13 protein-coding genes and 7 pseudogenes are annotated in these 19,023 nt (G+C 33.2%); 12 read left to right on the top strand and 8 right to left on the bottom strand.

The genetic code is table 11. The features are described 5' to 3' along the window. Positions 1–167: 167 nt before the first annotated feature. A pseudogene (locus tag LQ611_RS13205) lies at positions 168–563 on the top strand (zinc-binding dehydrogenase); the annotation flags it as partial. Between the two features lie 102 nt (positions 564–665). Here the strand turns inward: LQ611_RS13205 and LQ611_RS13200 are convergent. Next, positions 666–860 (bottom strand): annotated as a pseudogene (locus LQ611_RS13200) (tRNA-dihydrouridine synthase); the annotation flags it as partial. A 911-nt stretch (positions 861–1,771) separates the two neighbouring features. On the opposite strand from LQ611_RS13200, the pseudogene LQ611_RS13195 reads away from it, so the two are divergent. Then, a pseudogene (locus LQ611_RS13195) lies at positions 1,772–1,915 on the top strand (IS3 family transposase); the annotation flags it as partial. 59 nt (positions 1,916–1,974) lie between these two features. After that, positions 1,975–2,643, top strand: a complete 669-nt coding sequence (locus LQ611_RS13190) for a histidine kinase (RefSeq protein ID WP_142397687.1) — start codon at positions 1,975–1,977, stop codon at positions 2,641–2,643. 121 nt (positions 2,644–2,764) lie between these two features. Here the strand turns inward: LQ611_RS13190 and LQ611_RS13185 are convergent, their stop codons facing one another. Further along, a complete protein-coding gene (locus LQ611_RS13185) occupies positions 2,765–3,016 on the bottom strand; it encodes a precorrin-2 dehydrogenase/sirohydrochlorin ferrochelatase family protein (protein WP_025907174.1) in 252 nt (83 codons plus the stop codon). Continuing rightward, positions 2,991–3,737 (bottom strand): sirohydrochlorin chelatase, encoded by a 747-nt coding sequence (locus tag LQ611_RS13180; protein WP_107509824.1) that lies wholly within the window; start codon positions 3,735–3,737, stop codon positions 2,991–2,993. The genes LQ611_RS13185 and LQ611_RS13180 overlap by 26 nt, the downstream gene beginning before the upstream one ends. Before the next feature lie 252 nt (positions 3,738–3,989). Here LQ611_RS13180 and LQ611_RS14170 point away from each other — a divergent pair, with 252 nt between their 5' ends. The 6 genes and pseudogenes from LQ611_RS14170 (at position 3,990) to ascB (ending at position 9,842) form a co-directional block, all read left to right on the top strand. Further along, positions 3,990–4,853 (top strand): hypothetical protein, encoded by an 864-nt coding sequence (locus LQ611_RS14170; RefSeq protein ID WP_345773233.1) that lies wholly within the window; start codon positions 3,990–3,992, stop codon positions 4,851–4,853. Continuing rightward, positions 4,736–5,206: a Na+/H+ antiporter NhaC family protein gene (locus LQ611_RS14165; protein WP_308192909.1), complete on the top strand. Its 471-nt coding sequence runs from the start codon at positions 4,736–4,738 to the stop codon at positions 5,204–5,206. The genes LQ611_RS14170 and LQ611_RS14165 overlap by 118 nt, the downstream gene beginning before the upstream one ends. Positions 5,207–5,264: 58 nt before the next feature. After that, positions 5,265–5,408, top strand: a pseudogene (locus LQ611_RS13170) (YfcC family protein); the annotation flags it as partial. A 122-nt stretch (positions 5,409–5,530) separates the two neighbouring features. Next, on the top strand, positions 5,531–6,376 hold the full coding sequence (gene licT / locus LQ611_RS13165; protein WP_025907170.1) for a BglG family transcription antiterminator LicT: 846 nt from the start codon (positions 5,531–5,533) through the stop codon (positions 6,374–6,376). A 176-nt stretch (positions 6,377–6,552) separates the two neighbouring features. Then, positions 6,553–8,427 carry a PTS cellobiose/arbutin/salicin transporter subunit IIBC gene (gene ascF, locus LQ611_RS13160; protein ID WP_107596832.1) on the top strand — a complete coding sequence of 625 codons (1,875 nt, stop codon included), beginning with the start codon at positions 6,553–6,555 and terminating at the stop codon, positions 8,425–8,427. Beyond that, a complete protein-coding gene (ascB, locus tag LQ611_RS13155) occupies positions 8,424–9,842 on the top strand; it encodes a 6-phospho-beta-glucosidase (RefSeq protein WP_107572966.1) in 1,419 nt (472 codons plus the stop codon). Before ascF ends, ascB begins: the two co-directional genes overlap by 4 nt. Before the next feature lie 151 nt (positions 9,843–9,993). Here ascB and LQ611_RS13150 read toward each other — a convergent pair. Further along, positions 9,994–10,134, bottom strand: a pseudogene (locus tag LQ611_RS13150) (IS256 family transposase); the annotation flags it as partial. A gap of 305 nt (positions 10,135–10,439) precedes the next feature. On the opposite strand from LQ611_RS13150, the gene LQ611_RS13145 reads away from it, so the two are divergent. Continuing rightward, the gene (locus LQ611_RS13145; RefSeq protein WP_025907163.1) at positions 10,440–11,654 is read left to right on the top strand and encodes a CynX/NimT family MFS transporter; all 1,215 of its coding nucleotides are present in this window, start codon (positions 10,440–10,442) and stop codon (positions 11,652–11,654) included. A 77-nt stretch (positions 11,655–11,731) separates the two neighbouring features. Here LQ611_RS13145 and LQ611_RS13140 read toward each other — a convergent pair. Next, a pseudogene (locus tag LQ611_RS13140) lies at positions 11,732–12,954 on the bottom strand (pyridoxal-phosphate-dependent aminotransferase family protein). A gap of 183 nt (positions 12,955–13,137) precedes the next feature. After that, positions 13,138–14,136 (bottom strand): M23 family metallopeptidase, encoded by a 999-nt coding sequence (locus LQ611_RS13130; protein ID WP_025907159.1) that lies wholly within the window; start codon positions 14,134–14,136, stop codon positions 13,138–13,140. Positions 14,137–14,549: 413 nt separating this feature from the next. On the opposite strand from LQ611_RS13130, the gene LQ611_RS13125 reads away from it, so the two are divergent. Beyond that, positions 14,550–15,488, top strand: coding sequence for a TDT family transporter (locus tag LQ611_RS13125; RefSeq protein ID WP_025907157.1), 939 nt, complete (start codon positions 14,550–14,552; stop codon positions 15,486–15,488). 201 nt (positions 15,489–15,689) lie between these two features. Then, positions 15,690–17,180 carry an MFS transporter gene (locus LQ611_RS13120; protein ID WP_037560301.1) on the top strand — a complete coding sequence of 497 codons (1,491 nt, stop codon included), beginning with the start codon at positions 15,690–15,692 and terminating at the stop codon, positions 17,178–17,180. Between the two features lie 454 nt (positions 17,181–17,634). Here LQ611_RS13120 and LQ611_RS13115 read toward each other — a convergent pair whose 3' ends face one another. Then, a complete protein-coding gene (locus LQ611_RS13115) occupies positions 17,635–18,363 on the bottom strand; it encodes an NAD-dependent protein deacylase (RefSeq protein WP_025907153.1) in 729 nt (242 codons plus the stop codon). Between the two features lie 24 nt (positions 18,364–18,387). Beyond that, positions 18,388–18,693 (bottom strand): annotated as a pseudogene (locus tag LQ611_RS13110) (M20/M25/M40 family metallo-hydrolase); the annotation flags it as partial. Positions 18,694–19,023: the final 330 nt, after the last annotated feature.

Genomic DNA, 19,023 nt, shown 5'->3' with positions numbered 1-19,023 from the left:
ATTTCTCTTGTACTATATCCTTTAAGTTTCATTTCTACTACTTTATATTTTGTTTCAACTGAATATGCCACTCTTTTCATAGAAAAAACACATCCGTATAAATTCATTTTAATATGAATTCAACGAAAGTGTTTTTATTTTACTCCCACATCCTGGGGTTAGTGCAGAAATTAGGTGCTTCTCATTATTATGCAACAAGTGATGATTCAACATTTGAAGAACTTGCTAACTCATTTGATTTAATCATTAATACCGTAAGTGTTAAGTTACCAATAGATGATTATCTTCAATTATTAAGATTAGACGGTACACTTGTAAACGTAGGAGCACCAGCAGAACCCGTATCATTACGCGTAGCAAACTTAATCGGTCATCGTAGATCATTTGCAGGTTCGGCAATTGGTGGTATAAGAGAAACACAAGAAATGTTAGACTTCTGTTCAGAACATAACATTAGACCACAAATCGAACTGATTTCAGCAGATCAAATAGACGAAGCATATGAAAGAGTCTTATCATCAAACATTAAATATCGTTTTGTCATAGATACAAGTACAATGTAATAACGTATAAAACTGTCCATATGATAGGCACTTTTTTGATTCACCCAACAAAAAATTCCCTGCTAACGATAACGTTAACAGGGGATGATTTATTGATTTACTTTAAGATTCAACGACTTCTTCCATTTGGGCTTCGAATTCATCTAGTAATGCGCGTACTTCATCTGTTGTTTCTGTACTCATTAATTGATGTCTTAATTCGCTAGCGCCTCTCATGCTGCGGACGTAAATTTTGAAGAATCTACGTAAGCTTTTGAATTGTCTTGTTTCACTTGTCGCGTATTTATCGAATAATGATGTGGTTATCACATAACCAAACACCTTCTTATAGAAGAACAAAGGTTGCAAGTAATTTATGGTTTAAATGTAGTTAAGGTGTATATTTTTTGGTAACAAATATGTATAGTTATAACTTACTTTTACTTGGAGTGTATTTGCGTTTTAAGAAATAAACGTGATTATACATTTAGAAAAGTATATAAAATTAGAGTTTGTTCAAAATACTCCCTTAAAAAGGAAATACATCTTTTTGATAATTTTTTAAAGATATTTATAAGTTTTAAAAAGGAAATACAACTTTTTGATAATTTTTTAAAGATATTTATAAGTTTTAAAAAGGAAATACATCTTTTTGATAATTTTTTAAAAATATTTATAAGTTTTAAAAAGGAAATACATCTTTTTGATAATTTTTTAAAAATATTTTGGATGATTGAACCTAAAAAGGTTCATAAGTTTGTGTTGTTATTTTTGGATTTTTTAGAAAAACGCTTGTTTTTGGTAATAAATAATTATAAAGAGTATTGGACCTTTTTGGGTTCAATACTCTTTGGTTTAAATTTGATGGTGTATTTGAATTTAACCCTTTTGTTGAATTCAAATTTAACAGTAATTGGGAAGAATATTTAAATTATTTGTAGTATGTCAAAAGTATTAATGAAAAATTAGGTTAAATATTATAAGGAGTGATTGTTATGGCTTATGATTTAAAACCGTTTAGAAGACAATTTTTTAGTAATTTTCTTGATGAACAAGGTATAAAAACTGATATTAGTGAAAAAGATGATAGATATGAATTAAAAGCAGAGCTCTAGGCTTTTCAAAAGACCAATAGATATTTCATATGAAAATGGTAAGTTAATAATTTTCGGAGAAAATAATCAGGTAATGAAGAAAAAGATGATGAAGGTAAAGTGATTCAAAAAGAAAGATCTTATAGAAATGGTGAAACACATAGATTCAATCAACAAGTAGGAAAACAATATTCCTACGGAAAAGGTATCGAAGAGTTAAGTACTGTTGAAACACTTAAAATTGAGTTGAAACGTAAAGAAGTAGAGATGAGATTGATGAATTAGGTCTATCTATTAATTTGCTAATAGATAGACTCAGTTATAAAGAAATAGAATTATTGGAAAGAACTAAGGTAGAGCAAAATCATATAGATCAAATATCTCATGATATCAACACACCATTAACTGCATTAAGGTTAGAACTATTCCATCTTTCTCAGCAATATGGAATAGAGGATGAAAATATTGAAGTGTCTTATGAAAGAATAGACTATATTTCAAAACTGATTAAAAATATTTCAATAGATCAGAAAGAGAATATTCAATATTTTTATACATTTAATCGTGAAGTAGATGTTGTAAGCATTTGTAAGAAAATAATAGATAAATGGCAATACCTTATCCAGAGGCAAAATATGAACATAAAATTAGAAGGTGTTCAGAACCAATTAATTTGGTCAGGAGAAGAATTGTGGTTTGAGAGATTATTTGAGAATATTATTTCTAATATATATGAACATTCCAATGCCAAAAATATTAAAGTTACGATAAACCAAAATCAAGTGTCTTTTGTTGATGATGGAATAGGATTTAAAGTTGATAATTATCAAGATAGTAAAGGGTTAAATATCATTAAATATACCGCATTCACTCCTGCTAATATAGCGAATACGATAGACAAAGTTAAACTCTCTATTGGCATTGTAAAAATTATAGCGAATAGAAGAATAACATTTAAAACCGTTGCCATAGTAAAATCATTATTTGAACTGTTCTTTTTTTCATAATCGTTCCTCCTTATTTTTACTTATACCTGTTGTTTTAAAAATTTCTACCGTCTATTGATATCTATTCTCTATATGCTTCTTCTCAATAATATTGCCTTTCATGTCTTTTTTGACGATGTATTCACTTTTCGGGCTGGTTCGTTGCGATAATAATTAAGTCTGCATGGGCAATATGTTCTCGTTGATAGTCCACTTGTATAAGGCAAATATGTTTCGTTAGTTGAATCGTATCAAAGTGCTCATGAAATTCACGTGCGATAACATCAATTGAGCAAGGCTCTGATTTCAATTTAGAGAACTTTCTCCATGCAATTTTGCCGCCAGCAATAATGACGACATGTTTACCTTTAAGGTTCAGTTGAATTGGATACATCCGGTATCGCCTCACACTCAGCAATTCTAAAATGTACAATGTCTTTTAATAACGGATGAAAATTAATGGCAGTCGTATATGTGATAGGGTTCGGTAAACCGAGTGATTCTATTTGACGTTTCGACTTGTTTACAAGGAAACCATCATAGAAGAAAAATGGAATAATTAATAATTTACGATGCTTCTTAGCGATTTTCGGTAATGTTTCTTTAAAGCGAAGTTCACCATAGACCATACTTGGATAACATGGGTTTTGATCTGTTGATAGTTCGCGACAAATTCGTCTAAGTGCAACATCCGGTTCATCAAAGCGTGCATTACCGTGAGCAAGTACGACAATGCCAGTTTCATCATCAATGTCGTCTTTGTAAGCTTCAAGTTGAGAAGCAACCCAGTTTGTCATAATCGGGTGTGTGCCTAAAGGTTTACTTAATATAAACTGCACGTTCGGATTATTTTCTTGAAATGTTTCATATAAAGCTTCGATATCTTCGTAATAATGAGAAGCGGTAAACAATAATAACGGCACAAGATGAATACGTGAATATCCAGCATCAACCGTTTGTTGAATCACTTCATCTAATAAGATCTCTTCACTTTCTAAAAAGGCCACCTCATAATCAATCTCATCACTATTAAAAGTTTGATGAATAAAATTTAATAACGTTTCATTTAACTTTCCCTTTCTCATACCATGAACAACTAAAATCGTCTTTCGCATGACAATCCCTCCTACATCTTTATTCTAAAACAATATAACGAAAGTTTGTGAATTTTTTCTCAAAAAGAAGAAAAATAGGGAATTCCCTATATAATAACGTGAAAAATAATTTGTGCATATGATTTTTTGTAATAACTGACAAAAATATTTTTTAAATTTTCTGATTTGTATAATTATAAATTTTCCTAAACGTGATAGCATAAAATTGTTTATCAAAATAAGCAAAGGGGTCGTGCACATTGGTAAAGGAAAATGGTAAGGCAAAGAACGAAGATAGGTCGAACAAAAAGTTTAGTATGCCATATATATATGATTTTATTTGTTTTCGGTGTGATTGCAACTATTTTTACATATTTAATTCTATCAGGCGAGTTTGATAGGGTTAAAGGGCCTGAGGGTAGAGAAATGGTAGATGCAGATTCATTCCATTACATAGATTCAGCACCAGTTGGTTTGGTTGATTTTATATCGATTATACCACGAGGTTTAATTGAAGCAGGAGAAATTGTCTTCTTTACACTTATCATCGGTGGGATGTTTATGGTGTTAAGACGTACAGGTATTATTGAAATTGGCGTGGATAAACTTGCGCGTCAGTTTATAAATAAAAGTATTTTGATCATTCCAGTATTAACAACAGTATTTGCGATTATCGCAACATTAATCGGTACAGCAGAGTTGTCACTCGTTTATATTCCGGTTATTATTCCACTCATTATTGCGTTAGGTTATGACTCTATAACCGCTACATCTATTGCATTGTGTGGTACTGTAGTCGGCTTCACGGTCGGTGTGTTGAACCCGATTAATACCGGCTTAGCACAAAAGTTATCCGGTATTCCAACATTTTCAGGACTTGGACTACGTTTAGTTCTTTTTGTGATTGTACTATTTGTAACGATTTTATTTATTATGAAATACGCTAAAAAAGTTAAAAAGATCCTTCAATTAGTTTGGTTTATCATGATGATACTGAGAAGCGACATATGTACAAAGATATTACGAATCAAGAACCACTCGTTGCGACTAAAAGACAAAAAATTGGTATTGGTGTCGTGCTCTTATTCTTTATCATTCTTGTATATGGGGTTATTACACAAGGATGGTTTATGGTAGAAATGTCAGGTCTTTTCATAGTTATGGGTATTGTAGTAGGACTCGTAACTGGTTTGAATACGCGTGAAATTTGTGAGTCTTTTAATGATGGTTTCAAAGATGTATTTATGGGTGCCATTATTGTAGGACTCGCACGTTCAATCGCTGTTGTACTTGAAGACGGTAAAATTATGGACAGTATCGTTCATGGATTAGGTTCTGTTATCGATGGAGCAACACCAACAGTAGCAGTAGTCGGTATGTATATCGTGCAAGTGCTGATTAATTTTATTATTTCTTCAGGAAGCGGACAAGCCTTAGTGACAATGCCGATTATGGCACCATTAGCGGATATGTTAGGTATTACTTACTAGACAGACCGCAGTCTTAGCTTTCCAATTAGGAGATGGCTTTACACATGTCTTCTATCCGACAAGCGGGTACTTTATGGCAGCATTAGCAATCGGAGGCGTATCATATACAAAATGGATCCGATTCTTCTTCCCACTCTTTATCGTATGGGGTGTCATTTCAATCATTTCATTAATCTTTGCACAGTTGATAGGTTGGTCGTAGGGAGAAAATTAATAAGTTGTAAAAGGAGATTCAAGTTTGAAAACTTGGGTCTCTTTTATTTATAGATTGATAATTATTATAACGGTGTGGCACAATGTATTTATTAATTAAAGGGGTGTCATATGAAGATAAATAGAGTCATCAATCATAATGTGATTAGTGTCACCCACAACAACCAGGAACGTGTTGTGATGGGGAAAGGGATAGGTTTTCAAAAGCAAGAAGGCGACATTGTGGAAGAATCAAAGATTGAAAAAATATTTGATTTAAGTAGCCAGGAAATTTCTGATCGCTTTAAAACGTTATTAATCGAAGTGCCGATTGAAGTGGTTCAAGCTGTTGAGAAAATTATCGAAGTATCGAAGGATAAATATCAAAAAGATCTCAGCGATACTATTTATGTTGCACTGACGGATCATATAAACTTTGCTATTGAGCGTCAAAAAGAGGGAATGGCTATTAAGAATGGATTGCTATGGGAAACGAAACGTTTTTATCCGACTGAGTATGAAATTGGTGTGCAAGCATTAGATTGGATTGCTGAAATTGTTGGTGTTCGTTTACCTGAAGATGAAGCGGGATTTATTGCAATTCATTTGTTAAATGCAGAACATAATAACTTAACAGACTATAATCAAGTAACAGAAATGGTGCAAAATATTTTAAGTTTAGTGAAATACCATTTTAGATTAGATTTCGATGAAGAAAGTTTAACTTATTATAGATTCGTGACACATTTAAAATTTCTTGCTCAACGTATTTTCTCAAGTAACCCACTTGATACGAATGAAATCGAACTTTATGAGATAGTAAAAGAGAAATATAAGAATGCATTTAAATGTGTAAAGAAAATTGAAGTATTTTTATTGAAAAAGTACCAGTATGAAATGACCCACGATGAAGCATTGTACTTAACGATTCATATACAGAGATTAATTTCCAGAAATGAAAGCGTTGACAATAAATAATTATGTGATATATTGATGTTACGAAAACAAAATAAACAATTAATTGTTTAGGATTGTTACTGTTCGGCAGGCGAGACCTAAATCATTAATAGGTGAATTTATCTAGGGATAAGTCTATCTATTTATGATTTGGGTCTCTTTTTTATTGTTCTAAACAAGATGGGAGAGATATAAAGATGACAAATGAACAAAGGATGGCTGATGAAATACTTAAACACATTGGCGGTAGTGATAATGTTAAAAATTTAACGCATTGTATGACAAGATTAAGATTTGTGTTGAAAGATGACAGTAAGGCTGATGATGATGCAATAAAAAATATTGATGGTGTTATGGGGTTACGTAAGCAAGGTGGACAATATCAAGTTATTGTAGGGAACAATGTATCACATACTTATACAGCATTGATGAAGAATGGCGTCAGTGGAGGCGCTAAAAGTAATGAGCCAGTTGAAAAGAAAAAGTTAACATTTAAACAGGTGGGTATCAATATTCTTGATGCTATTATCGGAACGATGTCACCATTAATTCCTGCTATTATTGGTGGTTCGATGATTAAATTATTGGCCATGTTATTAAGTATGACGGGTGTACTGTCAGAAAGCAGTTCAACGTATAATATTTTAAATACTATAGGAGATGCACCGTTCTTCTTCTTACCAATGCTTGTGGCAGTATCTGCAGCAAGGAAATTTAACAGTAACGTATTTTTAGCATTAGCAATTGCTGGTGTTATGGTACATCCAGTGTTTATGGAAATTATGGAAAAAGCAGCAGAAGGTAAAGAAGCAACTTTCGCATTTATTCCAGTTATGTCAGTGAAATATACTTATACGATTATTCCAGCAATCGTCATGACTTGGTTGCTGAAATATATTGAAGATTTTGCAGATCGTATTACACCAATTGTAATGAAGAACTTCTTGAAGCCAATGTTAATCTTATTAATTGCTGCACCAATAGCGATTATTATCGTAGGTCCTGCAGGTATTTTGATTGGTACAGGTCTGTCTCAAATTGTCTTCTTTGTACATGATAAATTAGGCTTTTTAGCAGTAGCTATCGTAGGTGCCTTATGGCCATTATTAGTTATGACAGGTATGCACCGTGTATTCACACCAACGATTGTTCAAACAATTGCTGAAACAGGTAAAGAAGGTATGGTTATGCCATCAGAGATTGGCGCTAACTTATCATTAGGGGGCGTTTCATTAGCAGTAGCATTTAAAACGAAAAATAGAGAATTACGTCAAACGTCATTGGCAGCTGCATCATCAGCCATTATTGCAGGTATAACTGAACCAGCATTATATGGGGTTGCTATTCGATTAAAACGCCCAATGATTGCATCTGTAATTACAGGATTTGTTGCAGGTGCTGTAGCAGGGCTTGCAGGTTTAGCAAGTCATTCTATGGCAGCACCAGGTTTGTTTACGAGTGTACAATTTATTGAAAAAGATAATCCAATGAGTATAGTGTGGATTATTGTAGTAATGGTTCTATCGGTTGTTCTTTCATTTATCTTAACGTTAGTACTTGGATTTGAAGATATTCCAGAATCTGAAGATGAATTATTAGATTTAGGTTCTCAAGATCATCTAACAGTTGCAGCACCTGTTGAAGGACATATAAAACCAATTGAAAGTGTTGAAGATGACGTATTTAGTAGAGAAGTAATCGGGAAAAGCATGGCAATTGAACCAACAGGTAATAAAATTTATGCTCCAGTAACAGGTACGGTAACTTCTGTATTTCCAACAAAACATGCTATCGGTATAACAGGAGATAATGGTGTTGAAGTATTAGTACATGTAGGTATTGATACTGTGAAATTAAATGGAGAACCATTTACATCAACAATTGAACAAGGTGATCATGTAACTGTTGGCGATATTCTTGGTACATTTGATGTAACACAAATTATTGAATCAGGTTATGATCCGACAACGATTATTGTCGTTACAAATACAGATGAATATGAATCAATAACATCCTTTGATCACGCAGAGGTTAAAGCACAAACATCCATATTAGGAGTGGTTAAATCATGACAATAAAATATTTCCCGGAAAATTTTCTTTGGGGTGGCGCAATAGCAGCCAATCAAACAGAAGGCGCTTGGGATAAAGATGGTAGAGGAATCAGTAATATTGATTTAATTCCTCATGGTACGAAGAGACAAGATATAAAGTTAGGTTATAAAAAGAGTGAACTTGATCAGAATGAATATTATCCAAGTCATACTGGTATAGATTTTTATCATCATTATAAAGAGGATATCGCGTTACTTGCTGAAATGGGGTTGAAAGTATTTAGAACATCTATTTCTTGGAGTAGGATTTTCCCAAATGGCGATGAAGAAATGCCGAATCAGGCAGGTATAAATTATTACAAAGGTCTATTCAAGACATGTAAACAACATGGTATGGAATTACTCGTTACACTTGCGCATTTTGATATTCCAATGGGGATAGTTGAAAAATATAATGGGTGGAAAAATAGAGAAACGATCGATTTATATATTAAATTTGCAGAAACTTGCTTTAATAATTTTGGAGAATACGTCAATTATTGGATTCCATTCAATGAAATTAATGTAGTGTTACACAGTCCATTTTCAGGTGGCGGATTGTACTTTGATAATAGTGAAAATAGAGAAGAAATATTATATCAAGCTGCACATTATATGTTAGTAGCAAGTGCGAAAGCTGTTCGAAGTTGTCATCGTATTACGCCACACGCAAAAATTGGATGTATGATTGCTGGTGGTAGTTTCTATCCATACAGTTGTAATCCAGAAGATGTATGGCAGTCTATGAATGATGAAAGAACAAATACTTTCTTTGTAGATGTACAAGCGAAAGGTAAATATCCATACTATATGGATTCATTTTTTAAGGCTAAAGGGATTAACATTGAAATAGATGAGTCAGATAAAGAAATACTGAAAGAGACGGTGGATTTTGTAGCATTTAGTTATTATGCGTCTCGAACATCTATTGCGGATATATCAAGAGTTGAAAAAAACGAAGGAAATGTAATTGTATCAGCCAAAAATCCTTATCTTAAAATGAGCGATTGGGGATGGGTTATCGATCCGCTTGGTTTAAGGATAACGATGAATCAAATATATGAAAGATTTGAAAAGCCACTATTTGTTGTTGAAAATGGATTAGGTGCCAAAGATGAGATAGAAGCAGATGGTACAATTCAAGATGATTATAGAATTGATTATATGAAACAGCATATAGAAGCTATGTACGATGGTATTCAAGATGGCGTTCCATTGTTGGGGTATATAAGTTGGGGTATTATCGATTTAGTATCTGCTTCAACAGGAGAAATGAGTAAACGATATGGAATGATTTATGTGGATAAAGACGATGCAGGAAGTGGGACACTCGAACGTCGAAAGAAAAAGTCATTTGATTGGTATAAGCAAGTCATACAACAGAATGGAATATAAATAGAAAACGCTGGGACAAGAGAAATGTCCCAGCGTTTATCATATTGGAAAGAAGTATATAGAGGGCGAATATTGCAAGAGTGGTCAAACAAGCAACATAGAGCCCATCTATTTATCAAGAGGCTTGGCTTTGTCAAATTAAGTGTGTAAGTTATTCAAGATACTTAATAACTCTATCTTTAATTTGATCATGTAAAAGAAGCTGGTTCATAACCATAGACCAGTTTGGAATGTAACCAGTGGACCATTTCTTTTGAAGTTCTTTCGTTCGAATAAAGAGTAATTTTGAGAGTGTAAAATAAACTGTGTAAGTAGAGAACGTACGACTCTACTTACACAGTTTATTTTACACTCTCTCGTTAGCGGACATACTAAACTTTATAAACCGAAGAAAAACCCATTCCCCTATGGCTAACGATCAAGTCGCTCAACATAGCAGCATTGCACTCAATCATATCTCTGATATACTATTAAAAAAGTCTGGGACAAAGTGTTGTTCCAGACTCTCATATTATATACACTTCAATATGAATGAACTATACTAATGTTGCGTTGATGGTTTTATAAGAAAAAATTTTAGAAATAAGGTGGTATAAGATGATTGAACCCTATAATACACATAGAATTCAAAAAAATTGGGGCATCATAATTGCGATTGTATTTATCGCATCTACGCTACGTGCACCATTAACATCAGTAGGTCCAGTAGTTGATGAAATTAAAGATGTTATGCAAATTAATAACAGTCTTGCTGGTTTTTTAACAACAATACCACTCATTATATTTGCAGTCGTTTCGCCATTAGTATCTAAAGTAACTAAACGTTTGACGATGTCTAATACAATTGTACTATCAACGATATTAGTAATTATTGCTTTGTACATACGTGTTGCAGGTGGTTTTAATTTATTTATTATTGGTACAGTTCTACTAGGTATTGCGATCGCATTTGGTAATGTTGTATTACCGAGTTATGTGAAATGGTATTTTCCATTACAAATTGGATTAGCAACAGGTATTTATAGTGGGACAATGAACTTTACTGCAGGATTAGGTGGAGGACTAAGTTTCCCAATGTCTCAATCTCCATTAGGGTTTAGACTGTCCCTTGCTTTTTGGATCGTGCTAGGGATTATCGCATTAATTTTATGGATTCCAAAAGCAAGTAAAGGCGCTAAACTAGAACGTCAAGATAAACTATCAGAAGCACAGAATCAACATACAAAATTGAACATTACGAAGTCTAAATTAGCATGGTTAGTAGCTTTAACAATGGGATTCCAATCAATGGTATTCTATACAGTTGTTGCTTGGGTGCCTTCTATATTAGTAGATAGAGGTCTAGATCCATCAACTGCAGGTTATTTACTCATGCTTAACCAATTTTCACAAGTGCCAATGACATTTACATTCCCGATTATTGCGTCTAAATTAAAAGACCAACGTATATTAGTTGTGATCATCACAATACTATTCTTAGTTGGATTTGGTTTATTCTTTACGCAATCATTAGTATTACTCGTAATCGGTATTATTATCGCAGGTTTAGGTATGGGTGCATGCTTTAGCTTATGTATGACATTCTTCTCTATACGTGCACGTACAAGTGACGGAAGTATCGCATTATCAGGATTCGGGCAATCTATTGGGTATTTAATAGCTGCCATTGGACCATTCTTTATTGGATATTTACACGATGCGACAGACAGTTGGATATCAGGCATCATCGCCTTAATCGTTATGTCTATTCTGTTCTTTATAGTAGGCTATCCAGCATCTAAAAATAGAGTCGTAGAAGATGAAACGATTTAAAAATCACAAAAAAGTCTGAGACAAAGTTACTGTCTCAGACTTTTTTGGATTGTAGCTAACTTATCATTCAAGAAATGCTAGATTTCATTTTGTTCATAATAGTCTAATAATGTCTTAATGGAGTCTGCGACATTAAGATGTTGCTGGCTGTCGTGTGATACTAAATATGTTGCGAAGATTGATAAGAATGTTAAGATGTTTTGTTTTTGAACACCGTAACCCATAATACCAATTCTCCATATTTGTCCTTGTAAATCTCCGAATGATCCGGCAATTTCTACGCCGTAGTTTTGTAATAAGCCGTTTCTAAAGGCATTATCATCGATGCCTTCTGGAATTTTAACGCAAATGACCATTTTCATCTCGTTAGATTCGTCACCGTAAATTTCTAATCCAAGTGCTTTTAGAGCTGTTTTTAAAGCTTCTTGGTGATAGCTATGTCTTTTGGCACGTGCTTCAATGCCCTCTGATAGTGCTAATTTTAATCCAGTATATAATGCATAAACAGATGTTGTAGATTCTGTGTGATGATTGAGGCGTTTAGGGCTCCAGTAGTCTTGTAACTGTGTTAAATCTAAGTAGTTGCTGCTAATGAAATGTTCTTTTTCGGTAGATTCATTAGAGCGAATACCTAATTCTACACGTTTGCGTTTATTAATTTCTTCGCTGAAACGCTCGTTAAACGTAATCGGTGTAATACCTGAAGGAATAGATAGACATTTTTGAGCGCCACCAACGACTGCGTCTAGTTCCCATTCATCTACAGGAATAACCATACCTTGATAAGTTGCGACAGCATCTACTACTGAAAAGATGCCTCTTTCTTTACAAGCACGTCCTAATTGATCGATAGGTTGCAATCTTCCTGTTGATGTTTCGCCATGTACAATCGCAATAACTTTAGGTTTATATTCATCTAAAGCTTCAATAATTTCTGCTTGATCAAACACTTCGCCCATCGGTTTATGTATATTGTGGACGATTCCTCCTGCACGTGTTACGAGTTCAGTAAATAACCAAATCGACCAATTACAGGTACGAGTACTTCATCACCAGGTTTTACGATATTTGATATAACGGCTTCTAAGCCAGCACGGCTAGTTCCATCAATTGGAAAAGCCCATTTATTTTTTGTTAAGAATGACTGACGAATTAATGACATTGTTTCATTCATGATATTAACAAATTCAAAATCGAATTGACCGAGTATAGAATTCGACATTGCTTGAGAAACACGTGGATCTACACTTACAGGTCCAGGTGTCATAATTAATCGTTTGTTCACTTTTAAAGTATCCACATTGCTAACCTCTTTTTCTATAAATTTAGTCATTATACATTATATCTTAGATTTTCATACAATTATTCGTCAAAAATGATGATTATTTTATTACTTTTTGTCAGAATATTACAAAAAATATGTGTAAAATAAGAGGCTGAAACAATATAGAATGTCTCAGCCTTTTTGACGTTATAGATTATATTATTGGTTATTGTTAATGTATGAATCTGGGTTGACTGAATATTCGTTACCAACGCCGCCTTTCATACGTTGGAAATGTAAATGAGGTGCAGTTGAGTTACCTGTACTACCAGACTCACCAATTTGTTGACCTGCAGTTACTGAATCACCTTTTTGAACATTTAATTTGTTCATGTGCATATACCATTGGTAATAATCACTATTTTTTTCTTTGATTGTTACTTGGTTACCACCACCGTAATTGCTCCAACCGCTTTGGATAACAGTTCCATCAGTTAGTGAATACACTGGTGTATTTTCTTTCATAGCATAATCGACACCATAGTGAGCACCGCCACCGTGATATTGACCATATTCTTGTAATTTAGTGTTCTTAGTTAACCAGTTTGAAGAAGCTTGTGCTTTACCTTCTGACTTTTGAGAGCTTGCACTTTCATTGTTATTTGCTTGCGTTGTTGTTGCTTCGTTGTCATTTAATTGTGCATCTTGTGATGTTGTATTATTTTGACTTTGGTTATAAGTTACATTGTTGTCTGAAGCTTGTGTATTTGAACTTGCATTAGTGTTATTAGTATTTTGTTTAGATGATACATCTGTTGAATCTACTTTATTATTTTGAATAGATGTCTTATTTGTTGATTTAGCGTTAGAATTTTCTACGTTGTAACCATGTTTTTGAATTGAATCGTGTGATTGACTTGGTGCATAACTTTGTCCACCTTTAACGAAATAATAATAGTGGTATGTACCGTTAGCATCGATTTCGTATGATTTATATTCATGGTTATCAAACATGGCCTGATTCCATTTACCGTCTAATGTATGATGATAATTCCCGTTATTATCAATTGTATAGTATGAACCATTTGCGTAACCTGTTGTACCTTGAATAGTTGATTGTGTTGCAACGTTTTGTTCTGCAGCATTTGCCTCATGATGAGCAACACCCATTGTAAGTAACCCTATAGTTGCGATAGAGCTTGTTAATAATTTCTTCATTATGTCTGAACCTTCCCTTTCCTATATGTCTGACATTAAATTATCATGACTTTTAATAAAAGAAAACAGTTGTAATTGTTTTGTTTGTTTAAGTTAATAACGTGTAATATTTGGATAATAGTATTACAGTTTTCGGAAAATTCATTTATAAGGAAGTCACTTTGTCCATGTTCTGATTGCTTCCATACTTTAAACCTTACCAAAAACATATTATTTATATAACGATGTATTTTATGATGAATAATATATCTAATTTCGTGATATCACAGTTCATGAAACGCAATTGAATGTCTTGCTTATGATGTCATGATCAAAGAAATGTGATTAAACAAAACGACAAACAATGGTATGATTTAAAGAATACGTATAGAAGCATAAACTTTAGAAAAATATAGAAAGAAAGGCTATTCAATATGTTTATAACAGCATTAAAAAGAACGCCAATCGCAATAAGCGGATTGGCAATAGGCATCATGGCATTGAGTAATGTATTTTATCATATTAATTTTAAGACGCTCGGCCTATGTAGCTTTATTATTTCCTGTGCAATCATTTTATTATTTATCATGAAATGGATCATTTATCCTAGTATGTTTCTGAAAGAACTCAAAAATATCCATACATTTGCAATATCACCAACATTTCCTATGACATTGATGATACTTGCATCCATTATAAAACAGGAATATACCGTACAATCTCAGTTGTTAAACGTGCTATGGTATGCAGCCATTTTATTACATATAAGTTTGATTATTATTTTTATAAGTCGCTATGCATTTAGAAATTTTAAATCATGGCCAAACACAAGTTGGTTTGTGATGTTTGTCGGAACAGGGGTTATAAGTGAAACATCAACAGCATTTAATGAAACACTCGGACATGTATCAACAATCTTTGGAACGGTATGCCTAGTGGTGATTTTAGCGTATGTACTAATCAGCAAGTCGTGGCAAACATATAACCAAGAACAATTTCCGATGGTGATTATTATGAGTGCACCAGCAGCACTTTGTTTAAATGGTTATATCTTAAACAATACAACTTATTCAAATGTATATGTTATCGTCTTATTAATACTTTCCCAAGTGTTGTTTATATTTACATTAATATTCTTACCGAAAATACTACAAAGAGGCTTCAAAGTATCCTTTTCAGCAATGACGTTCCCATGGGTAACAACAGCCGCATCACTTTATAATGTCACTCAGCATAGTCATGCAAGTAGTAGCACCATCACATTCGGAACAATACTTTCTGTAATTGAAATCACATTGGCAGCAATTATCGTATGCTACGTGTTATATCAATATGTCGTATTCCTAACAACAAAAGACGTAGAGTATAGTTAGGATGTAGAAATATGGACCGATAAAAAAGATTATCGGTCCATATTTGGTGTTTCTGTACCGATAAAAAATAATATCGGTCCATATTTGTTATTTCTGGACCGATAATTCGCTCGTAATCCAGTATATACTTGGTTAAAAAGTTTATGTTTGACTATATAGTAACTATACACCTTACCATTATTTGAGTAAGGAGGATTTATCATGAAATTTAATAAATGGTTCTCGTTGATATTGGTTTCTAGTGCGTTATTTTTGATTGTTATAGATATGACTGTTTTATATACTGCTTTACCTACGATAACGTATGAGTTGGAAGCGAGTGCTTTTCAAAAATTATGGATTGTAAATGCGTATCCGTTAGTTGTTGCAGGGCTCTTACCTGGTTTAGGTACGTTGGGTGATAAAGTAGGACATAAGAATATGTTTTTATCTGGTTTAGTAATCTTTACTTTAGCATCAGTTGTGGCAGCTTTTTCTCCAACATCTGGCACTTTAATTATGGCTAGAGTTATATTGGCTATTGGTGCAGCAACAATGATGCCATCAACACTTGCTATTATTAAACAAGTCTTTGATGACAAAAAAGATAGAGCACTTGCGCTAGGTATTTGGTCTTCTATTGCATCAGCAGGTGCTGGTTTAGGACCTTTAATAGGTGGTTTATTATTAACTAAATTTTGGTGGGGTTCAGTATTTCTAATTAATGTTCCTATTACGATACTTGTTATTATCGTTGCTTTTATACAAATTCCTAATATTAAAGGAAACAAAGATAAAAAATGGGATATCACAAGTTCAATTCTCATTATGATAGGACTTATAGGGACTGTCTACGCTATTAAAGAAGTCACAAAAGAAAATCCTTCAATTGTACTGATTATACTGACATTAGTGATTGGATTATGGTCGTTGAAACTATTCATTAGTCGACAAAAACGTCTATTAAATCCTTTAATTAGTTTAGATATATTTAAAAATAAATACTTTTTATCAGGTGTGATAGCTGCATTTACATCAGCATCCATATTAATTGGCTTTGAAATGATTTTATCTCAAAGATTACAGTTAATTTTAAATCTAACACCTTTAAAAGCAGGGTTAGTCTTAATGTCGATGGCAGCAGCTGCTTTTATAGGAGCAATTGTACAAGGAAGTATCTTAACACGATTTGATAGCATCAAAATACTTATTTACAATTTAATCATTTCATTAATCGGAATTGTAGGATTCACAGCATTTCTACACAATGATTTATGGATTCAAATACTGTTCCTTAGCATTGCAGGATTAGGGTTAGGCGGTGCAATGACTGTAGCATCAAATGCAATCATGACAAACGTTGATGACGATAAAGCAGGTATGGCAGCTTCAGTAGAAGAAGTGTCATATGAACTCGGAGGGTCAATAGGAATAGCCGCACTTGGTGGCGTATTTTCATTTACTTATACTTATTTAATGGAACGCTCCATGTCGATAACAGAAATACCAGCAAAAGCAAAAGGCAGTTTTGAAGAAACGATGATCGTAGCAGAAAATTCAAATGGATTATTAAAAAGTAAATTACTAGAATTAGGTACAAATGCATTTGATAATGCATATTTATTAATCCTAATCATAACAATCACAATCATTGCTGCAATTATCCTATTATTGTGGAGAATATTAGCAGAAACTGGTAAGAAAATAACATAAAAAAAAAGACTACTTATTTCTCGGAAAATAGAGGGATAAGTAGTCTTTTTTTAGGTGTTGAAGGGATTGATACCATGCTATAATTAGTACATAAAAATTAACGTGCTTATTGATTGCCTATATGTTCACCGTGCCTTATTAGATCGTGGTGAAAGAAGGTGATTATATGGGCTTAGATGTAAGTATGCAACTAGAGATATATTTAACATTCTAGATTACTTACACGGTAATACTTCCTATTACCATTTATTTATTGCTTAAAAAAGACAATAAAAAATAGCCGTTTATGCTCGAACATAAACGACTAATGAAATATAGCATAGACTATACGCCTTAATTTTTACACTCAGTGACCCTTCCAAAGTTGCTGATTGTTTTTTAATACTTAAATAATACCATGAGTGTATTTTGTTATCAAGAATAAAAGAGGGAACTCGTTGTGATTTGGCCAAACTCACCCCAACAACCCCTGTACAACAGCTACCATGTCATCATGTATAACGATGTTTGCTGTAGTGTCATAAGGTGTTTCGTCTTTGTTTATAATGACGAGGTTTTGTCCTTCGAAGTTTGAGATGAGTCCTGCTGCGGGTTGCACGAGTAAGGATGACCCGAGTACTACGAGTGTGTCTGCTTCTCTTATTTTGTTTAATGCATTGAATATTGTTTCTTGATCTAGCATTTCACCGTATAATACGATGTCTGGTCTAATGGTATGACCACATGATTCGCAATGGTGTAAATGGTTATCGATAACATAAGATTTAGTATATGTTTTTTTGCATTTTGTACAATAAAATCGGTTTATAGTGCCGTGCAATTCATCTGTATTTAGACTGCCGGCATTACTATGAAGACCATCGATATTCTGTGTGATGACACCGAGTGAACGATGGTCTTTTTCGAGTTGGGCTATCCATTGATGTACGATATTAGGTTGTTTATCTGTGAAAAGTAAATATTGAAAGCAAAAGTCCATAAATCCTTTTGGGTCACTTTGTAAATAATCAGTACTTAATAAATATTCTGGGGAATAGCCATTCTCTGAGATTTGATCATATAATCCACCGAGTGAACGGAAGTCGGGTATACCACTAGCAACCGAAATACCTGCTCCCGTAAAAAATGTAATATTTTGAGATGAATCAATGATGTTTTTAAGTTGTTGAATTTGTGTATTCACGTTAATCACTCCGGTTATAATGAATTACTTTTCTAAGTATTTAGGGAAGAATTCTGTATATAAATCAATAAATTTAAGATATGCATCTTTGGATACATGTTCATCTACTTGATGCGCTTGGTCTACTGTACCAGGTCCATACATTATAAATGAGAAGTTCTCATCTTTAGAAACTAATAAATCAGATGCATCTGTAACACCTGGTGATGCTTCAGTTGGAAGTGTAGTGTTTAAATGTTTTTCGCCCATTTTTACAGCTAACTCGATTAATGAATTTTGGCCAGTTGTGTAAACAGGTGGTCTAGACATATACGTATCAATTTCAATATCATTAACAGATCGCATACTTACTATATCACCTAAAATGTCTACTTTCTCTTGATCAGTAAATATACTCATAATCAAAACTCCATTTCTATATAGTTTTTATCTCAATTACTATTATATAGTTGAAATCTTGTACTTTGAAATTAAACACATTGCGGAGATGGAGAGATGAGAGTGAAAGGCTGGATGCAATGCTTGAAAATGTTCAAAGTCGTGAGTTAAAGGAGCAGTAAACTCACGAGTGTACTGAACCCAAAAATCTAAACCTTAATTAGTATATTATTTCAAAGGTTTGTCTCCTGTAATTTTTGGGAGATAAGCCTTTTAATTTTG

Origin of the sequence: Mammaliicoccus sp. L-M44 (assembly GCF_022386355.1) — a bacterium.
Lineage (GTDB): Bacteria > Bacillota > Bacilli > Staphylococcales > Staphylococcaceae > Mammaliicoccus > Mammaliicoccus sciuri_A.
The sequence above is the reverse complement of the archived record's forward strand: the minus strand, read 5'-3'. Positions and strand labels throughout refer to the sequence as shown.